The sequence below is a fragment of the Kaistia sp. 32K genome (assembly GCF_016629525.1).
Lineage (GTDB): Bacteria > Pseudomonadota > Alphaproteobacteria > Rhizobiales > Kaistiaceae > Kaistia.
In genome coordinates this window covers 4,682,501-4,690,000 of the sequence record NZ_AP024269.1, presented here as the reverse complement: position 1 = coordinate 4,690,000, position 7,500 = coordinate 4,682,501, and the positions used below count along the sequence as shown (strand labels likewise).

5 protein-coding genes and 2 rRNA genes (2 of these 7 only partly in view) are annotated in these 7,500 nt (G+C 64.2%); 3 read left to right on the top strand and 4 right to left on the bottom strand.

Annotated elements, in window-relative coordinates; translation table 11 throughout:
* Together K32_RS21645 and rrf are read left to right on the top strand one after the other, a co-directional pair.
* Window positions 1-521, top strand: a 23S ribosomal RNA gene (locus K32_RS21645); it begins 2,231 nt to the left of the window's first position.
* A gap of 110 nt (window positions 522-631) precedes the next feature.
* A 5S ribosomal RNA gene (gene rrf / locus K32_RS21640) occupies window positions 632-746 on the top strand.
* A gap of 943 nt (window positions 747-1,689) precedes the next feature.
* Here the strand turns inward: rrf and K32_RS21635 are convergent.
* From K32_RS21635 to K32_RS21620, 4 genes are all read right to left on the bottom strand, one after another.
* Entirely contained in the window at window positions 1,690-2,667 is a 978-nt protein-coding gene (locus K32_RS21635) for a sugar-binding transcriptional regulator (protein WP_201401489.1), read from the bottom strand.
* A 51-nt stretch (window positions 2,668-2,718) separates the two neighbouring features.
* Window positions 2,719-4,416: an iron ABC transporter permease gene (locus K32_RS21630; RefSeq protein WP_201401488.1), complete on the bottom strand. Its 1,698-nt coding sequence runs from the start codon at window positions 4,414-4,416 to the stop codon at window positions 2,719-2,721.
* Window positions 4,413-5,501 carry an ABC transporter ATP-binding protein gene (locus tag K32_RS21625; RefSeq protein ID WP_201401487.1) on the bottom strand — a complete coding sequence of 363 codons (1,089 nt, stop codon included), beginning with the start codon at window positions 5,499-5,501 and terminating at the stop codon, window positions 4,413-4,415. Before K32_RS21625 ends, K32_RS21630 begins: the two co-directional genes overlap by 4 nt.
* Window positions 5,502-5,740: 239 nt before the next feature.
* Window positions 5,741-6,748: an extracellular solute-binding protein gene (locus K32_RS21620; RefSeq protein WP_201401486.1), complete on the bottom strand. Its 1,008-nt coding sequence runs from the start codon at window positions 6,746-6,748 to the stop codon at window positions 5,741-5,743.
* Between the two features lie 142 nt (window positions 6,749-6,890).
* Here K32_RS21620 and K32_RS21615 point away from each other — a divergent pair, with 142 nt between their 5' ends.
* Window positions 6,891-7,500: the 5' portion of an inositol monophosphatase gene (locus K32_RS21615; protein ID WP_201401485.1), read on the top strand. 167 nt of this gene lie beyond the right edge of the window; 610 of the gene's 777 nt are visible here — the first part of the coding sequence; it begins with the start codon at window positions 6,891-6,893; its stop codon lies beyond the right edge, outside the window.

The window sequence follows — 7,500 nt, the reverse complement described above, 5'->3', positions numbered from 1 at the left end:
GCAGAGACGAAAGTCGGCCATAGTGATCCGGTGGTCCCACGTGGACGGGCCATCGCTCAACGGATAAAAGGTACTCTGGGGATAACAGGCTGATGATGCCCAAGAGTCCATATCGACGGCATCGTTTGGCACCTCGATGTCGACTCATCACATCCTGGGGCTGGAGAAGGTCCCAAGGGTTCGGCTGTTCGCCGATTAAAGTGGTACGTGAGTTGGGTTCAGAACGTCGTGAGACAGTTCGGTCCCTATCTGCCGTGGGTGTAGGAATATTGAGAGGATCTGTCCTTAGTACGAGAGGACCGGGATGGACGTACCTCTGGTGGACCTGTTGTGGCGCCAGCCGCATTGCAGGGTAGCTATGTACGGACGGGATAACCGCTGAAGGCATCTAAGCGGGAAACCCACCTCAAAACGAGTATTCCCTTGAGAGTCGTGGTAGACCACCACGTTGATAGGCCGGGTGTGGAAGTGCAGCAATGCATGCAGCTTACCGGTACTAATAACTCGATCGGCTTGATCACTCCCATTAATCCATGCTCATCCCAAGCGGATCTCTCGAGATCCGCGGGAATGATCATCGACGACAAAAGCAGCTAACCCTGCAAAACCAGTTTCTTCTGTGCTTCGCCGGCCTGGTGGTCATGGCGAGGAGCCTGAACCCGATCCCATTCCGAACTCGGCCGTTAAACTCCTCCGCGCCAATGGTACTTTGTCTTAAGACACGGGAGAGTAGGTCGCTGCCAGGCCTGCAAAGCACAGAAACCCTTCGAAACATTCTCTCTACGATGAAACACAACAAAAACCCCGCCGCGCGATATTCTCGCCGGCGGTTTTTTTGCGTTCAAGCACCACGAAACCGGCCGGGAATCGACGCGCGCTCCGCTCCGGACCAGGCCGGTCCCAGGCCGGTCCCAGGCCGGACGTCGCCACAAGCACCAAGGCGAGGGCAGGGCAGGGCGGCGAGGGCAGGGCGGCGGCGACGCCGGCACTAGCGCCACGGCGCGGAACAGCACCTGCCCGGAACAGACCCGCACAAGCGCGCAAGCTCAAAACCGGGTGGCCGCGGCCGAGCCAACCCCCGATCCGACCGGACGAAGCTCCAGCTCCCCTCTAGGACACTGGCGCAAAAACAAAGCCTTCGACATCATCCCAAAAACCAAAACAACCAACACGGGGAAAAACATGCCTCAGGTGGCCTGGCTTCAGTGGAACCCGCTGAATCCTCCAAGCTGATCGATGGGCCCCGCCATCCTCCCGAGGTGCATGGCGTGAACGAGGCCTCGATGGAAGATCCGCTGGGGCATTGCCGCTTGCAGACGACGTCCGGCGAATCCGCCCGGCGATCTGAATTAGGCGTTCCCTGGACCCTCCTTCGAGGCCCGGCTTCGCCGGGCACCTCAGGATGATGGTGGAGCTCTAGGATGGCAGTCTGGGAGAATCGTCCAGTAGTCAGAGGGCTGGCCAGTCCGGGCCTGTTAGCTCGAGGGGACTGCGCTCGATTCGATTGAACGAAAATGGGCACACGGGCTGTCCGAAGGCCGAAGGCCGCGCCCGAGTCTCGCATCTGCGGACGCAGCTGCAGCTGCGGCCGAGTTCCGCAATCTGGAGCTGCAGCCGCTGCCCCCTGTGTGCTCGAAGCGGTTTGCGGGCGGGAGCAGATCCGAGTCTTTCCGGTCCGCCCCGAAAAACTCAGCCCGCCGCGCTATTTCCGAGCTCGACGATTCCCGCCGCTGTCGGCAGGTCGGTGAAGAGGTGGGTGGCGTAGCCGCCGCGCAGCGCCGCCGCCATGCCGACGATCTTGTCGGCGCCGCTCGAGACAAGGATGCCGGTCGCGAGGCCGCGAATCTTCTCCGGCGTCAGGCCGATCATGCGGTCGTCCAGCCGTCCGGCGAGATGGCGGCCGGCGCGGTCGATGAAGCGGCTGCAGATCAGCCCGACGGCGCCGCGGGCGCGATAATCGGCGAGATCCTCCGGGCCGGCGATGCCGCTCGTCACGATGTGGCTGTTGAGCTCGCAAGACCCGACGGCGAACAGCGCCTTGTTGATATGACCGAGCTCGTCCAGCTGCGCCGCGATGACGCTTTCGCGCTGCAGGGCCTCGGCCATGGCCGCGCTCGAGACGATCGCCGGGACATGCAAGTTGACGCAGCGGCCGCGAAAGGCGGCGGCGATGCGCGAGGCGCAGCTCTCCGAATCAAAGCCATAGGGCGAATTGACCGCACCCACCATCTGCACGACGGTCAGATCGGCGATCGATCGCGTCGTGACATGCTCGGAGAGCGTGAAGACCGTCTGCCCCCAGGCGACGCCGAGCGTGTCGCCCGGCTCCAGGAGGTCCGGCAGGCAGCGCGCGGCCAGATGCGCCGTGCGCTCGAGCGAAAATTCGTCGCCCGGCGCGATCTGCACGTCGACGAGGCCGTAGCGCTCCTTCAGCGTCCGGGCATGATGATGACGGGCGAAGCTTTTCGGATCGAGGCGGACCTCGACGATGCCGCGATCGCGCGCCTGCTGCAGATAGCCGACCACGGAACTGCGCGAGACGCCGAGCGCGTCGGCGATCTCGCTCTGGTTGCGGTCCTCGTAATAATAGAGCCAGGCAGCCTCGAGGATCAGGTCGTCAGGGAGCCGTGGCGTGCGCCCGGACGGTGGCGTTTTTCTCGGTGGCACGGCGGGCTTCCTTGAACGCGCGACGAGGATGAATATGCCAGATCAGGCCTGTCACACCAGAGCCTCCTCGTTCTTCCCCATGAAGGTGAAGAGCAGGATCAGCGGCAGGAAGGTCAGGAGGATCAGCACGCTGCCGAGCGCCGAGGCGACGCCGAAATTGCCGTTCACCACCTCGTTGAAAATCTCGATGCTGACGGTCGCCGTCGATCCCGACTGCAGGATCAGCGTGGCGGAGAGCTCGCGGATCGTGTTCGACCAGGTCAGAAGCACGCCGGAAAGGATCGCCATCGACAGAAGCGGCACGGTCACCTTGGCGAAGGTCGCGGCCGGCCCGGCGCCGAGATTGATCGAGGCCTCCTCCGTATCCCGCGACAATTGCTGCAGCGAGCTGGCGGAGGACCGGACCGAGAAGGGCAGGCGGCGGATGAAATAGGCCAGGATCAGGATGAGCGCGGTGCCGGTCAGGGCAAAGGGCGGATGGTGATAGGTGACCACCAAGCCGACGCCGAGCACGATGCCCGGCACGGCATAGGAGAACATCACCACCGTATCGAGGAAGGCGCTGATCCGGCCGGGCCGGCGCACGATGATATAGGCGATCAGCGTGCCGATGACGGCGCAGAGCAGCGTCGCCGTGCTGGTGAACACAATCGTGTTCCAGAGCGGCGCCGAAATCGTCCCGGCGATGCGGCGGTAGTTTTCTAGGCTGAACTCCGCCGTGAGCACCGGGCCCTTCGACTTCAGGAAGGACGAGACGACGATGTTGACCAGCGGCAGGATGGCGATCGCCATCAGCAGATAGACATAGAGAGCGGCCGCGATGCGCTTCGCCGGCGCCGGCTCCTGCATGGTGAGCGGCCGGATGGCAGATGTCGCGTAGGAAAAGCGCGCCGACAGCGAGCGCTGAACCAGAAGCGCGGCGGTCGTCACGCCAAGCAGCAGCACGGAGAGCGTGCTCGCCAGTACCGGCTCGCCGCCGAAATCATTGACGAACTCGCCATAGATCAGCAGCGGCAGGACGCGGAACTTCTCGCCGAGGATCAGCGGCGTGCCGAGATCGGTGAAGGCGGCGACGAAGACGAGGAGCGCCGCCGTGGTGATCGAGGGCAGCAGCAGCGGCGCGATCACCTTGACGAAGGTCGCGAACTCGCCCGAGCCGAGATTGCGCGCGGCGTCCTCGACGCTCTGGTCGATCGACTTCAGCCCCGAGGAGACCAGCAGGAACACGAAGGGGAAGAATTGCAACGTGAAGACGAAAATGATGCCGGGCGCGCCGTAGATCGACGGCAGCGAAATGCCGAGATCGGCGAAGAACCGCGTCAGCACGCCGCTCCGGCCGAGCAGAATGACCCAGGAATAGGAACCGATGAAGGGCGGCGAGACGAAGGTCAGCACGACGATCGTCTTGATCAGGCTGCGCGCCCAGATGTTGTAGCGGCTGACGAAATAGGCGGCCGGAATGCCGACCAGCAGCGCCAGGATCGTCGCGCTGATCGAGACGATGAAGGAGTTGATCAGCGAGCGGTAATAGTAGGGCTCGCTGAAGAACATCACGTAGTTCTGGAAGACGCTATTGCCGGCCTCCTTGCCGGAGAAGGAGAGCCCGATGATGTTGTAGACGGGCAAGAGCAGCAGGAGCGTGGTGACGACGAGGGCGCCGACCGTCACGAGCGGCCAGAAATCAAACAGCCTGCCGAGAACGGCCGTCATGCGCCCGCGCGGCGCCGGCGAGGTCGAGAGGACGCTCATGCGCGTGCCTCCGGCTTGAAGGTGCGCACCGCCTTGAGCGGGATGTCGAGCTTCAGCCGGCTGCCGGCAGACGGCATGTCCATGCCGCGCCGGCCCTGCAGCGAGACCTGCAGCGGCTGCTCGGCGCCGATCTCGACCAGAAGCTTGACCGTGCCGCCGAGGAACTGGATGTCGGTGACGGTTCCGCCGATCGTGTTCGGCGACGCGCCGTCGGCAGGCGCCAGGTCGATGTCCTGCGGCCGGATCGAGATGTGGCAAGCCGAGCCGGCCTCGTCGAAGCTGCCGGCGCCGCGGATGCGATGCCCGCCGGGGAGCTCGATGATGTGGTGGCCGTCCGCCTCGCGGCCGATCACCGTTCCGGGCAACAGATTGTTCTCGCCGATGAAGCGGGCGACGAACAGCGTCTGCGGCTCGGCATAGATCCGGTGCGGCACGTCCAGCTGTTCGACCCGGCCGCGACTCATCACGGCGATGCGGTCCGACATCAGCAGCGCTTCTTCCTGGTCGTGCGTCACATAGATGGTGGTGATGCCGACCTGGCGCTGCAGGCTGCGGATCTCGCTGCGCAGGTGGATGCGCATTTCGGTATCGAGGTTCGACAGCGGCTCGTCCATCAAGAGCACGTCGGGCTTGATCACCATGGCGCGCGCCAGCACGACGCGCTGCTGCTGGCCGCCCGACAATTCACGCGGCCGGCGATGCGCGAGATGGCCGAGCTGCACCAGCTCGAGCATGTGCTTCACCTCGCGGTCGATCTCGGCCTTGCCGCGGCCGCGGGCGCGCAGGCCGTAGGCGATGTTGTCGAAGACGGTGAGGTGCGGGAAAATCGCATAGTTCTGGAAGACCATGCCGGTGTTGCGCTGATGCGGCGGCACGTCGTCGATGATCCGGCCGCCGAAGCGGATATGGCCGGAGGTCTGGCGCAGGAAGCCGGCGACCATCCGGAGCAGGGTGGTCTTGCCGCAGCCGCTGGAGCCGAGCAGGGTGAAGAACTCGCCCTTGGCGATGTCGAAGCTGACATCGTCGACGGCGGTCGAATCGCCGAAGCGCTTGGTGACGGAATCGATCGTGACGGAGGTTGTCATCTTCGCGCATCCTGATTGCGTGAGCGGCAGCGTTCGCGCGCCCATTTTCTGGCGCGCGCGAAATCGGGGGAACGGGCCGCTAGGGGCCGGTTCCGTGTTTCTTCAAAATGGGTAAGGAGCCGGCGCCAGGTTTCGTCGCGTCGTCTTCGGGCGAAGCGGCGTTTTGAGCGAAGCGGCATGCGCGTCGCCCGAAGACGGTCTCGACGGGGCCGATCGGCCAAGGCATACCGGGGCAAGCCCTACTGGGTCTTGACGATGATCTTCTGCATCTTGGCGAGGATGTCGGCGCGGTCGGCGCTCGCCCAGTCGCTGTCGTAGTCGATGATCTTGATCTCGCTCAGCGGCTTCATGCGCGGATGGTTCTCCACGCCGATGCGCGTCGGGCGACGGCCCGGGAAATGCTCGACCAGCTTCTTCTGCGCTTCCTCGGAGAGGAGATAGTCGGCAAAGAGCTTTGCCGCGTTGGGATTGGCTGAACCCTTGACGAGGAACATGCCTTCCGGCTGGGCCAGCGTGCCGTCTTCCGGATAGATGATGTCGGCGGTATCGGCGAGGACGTAGTTGAAGGCCGCTTCCTCATAGGTGACGCCGAGCGGGTATTCGCCGCGCCCGACCTGCTGGAATACGAGGCTCGACTTCAGAACGATGTTGGTGTTCTCCGTCATCGCCTCGACCAGCTTCCAGGCGTCGTCGCCGCGGCCATAGATCATCAGCCAGGTGTTGAGCGCCGCCAGCGACGAGCTCGACTTCGACGGATCGGCATGAACGATCTTGCCCTTCCACTTGGGATCGGTGAGGTCCGACCACTTCTTCGGCGCGCCCTCGGGCTTGACCTGCTCGCGGTTGGCCATCAGCACCATGAGGCTGGCGGCGAACGGCGTGTTGTAGCCCTTCTTGTCGATCATCGCCGGTTCGATCTGGGCGAGCTCGGGCGACTGGTAGGCCTCGAACAGCTCCGGCGCCGAAGCGCCGGTGTCGGCAAAGCCGCCCCACAGCACGTCGGATCCCGGCCGGTCCTTCTCGGCGCGGATGCGGTTCAGCAATTCGCCGGTGCCGGCCTTCACCGTGGTGACGCGGATTCCGTACTTGTTGCCGAATTCCTGCGTGAAATAGTCGACCATCTCGGAAGGATGGGACGCATAGACGACCAGCTCCTTCTCCGGCTCGCCACCTGCCGCCATCGCGCCCGCCGTGCCGGCGATGAGCGCTACGCCCGCCGCGACGAGGGTTTTCTTCCAGACTGCCATTGCATCCTCCCAGACCCATGAAGCCGGCTTCGCGCCGGCGTGCCGGCTCTCCTCCCGGCTAAGCAATCCTACCCACTCATTGACACTTGTCAAATCGATGTGACATTTGTCTATCGAATTAAAGCGGGGAGCCATCGAGACGATGCGGGACGAACTGATTGGGCTGGCGCAGGCGGCGGGACGGATCGGTCTCGCCTATTTCCGTGGCGCGGGAACGGAGAAGGGGGTGGAGGAGAAGGGCCATCTCGATCTCGTCACCCGGGCGGATCGCGAGGTCGAGGCGTTTCTCGTTTCCGAATTGCAGCGCCTTTATCCGGAAGACGGCATCTGCGGCGAGGAGGGGGCGACCCACCGTCCGGATGCGCGCCGGCAATGGGTGATCGATCCGATCGACGGCACCTTCAATTTCGTCCGGGGCATGGATCCGTGGGCGGTGTCGATCGGTCTCTATGAAGACGGGGCGCCGGCGTTCGGCGTCATCCACGCACCGGCGCGCCAGGAGACGCTGTCGGGCGGGCGCGGCGTCGATGTCCTGTTGAATGGCGAGATCGTGCCGCCCCTGCCGGCGCTCGATCGCAAGCGCGGCGTGATCGCCGTCGGCTTCAGCACCGACACGCCGGTCGACAAGGAACTGGCGGCGCTTCGCTACATCCTCGACGATCTGAAGATGACCTATCGCCATTGCGGTTCGACGACCGCCGCCTTCCTGATGCTGGCGGCGGGCCAGGTTGATGCCTGCCTCGGCTTTGGCG

Excerpts from the sequence above, each read along its gene's own strand:
- K32_RS21630 (WP_201401488.1), bottom strand. The coding sequence starts at position 4,416 with ATGAGCGTCCTCTCGACCTCGCCGGCGCCGCGCGGGCGCATGACGGCC.
- K32_RS21625 (WP_201401487.1), bottom strand. The coding sequence starts at position 5,501 with ATGACAACCTCCGTCACGATCGATTCCGTCACCAAGCGCTTCGGCGAT.
- K32_RS21620 (WP_201401486.1), bottom strand. The coding sequence starts at position 6,748 with ATGGCAGTCTGGAAGAAAACCCTCGTCGCGGCGGGCGTAGCGCTCATC.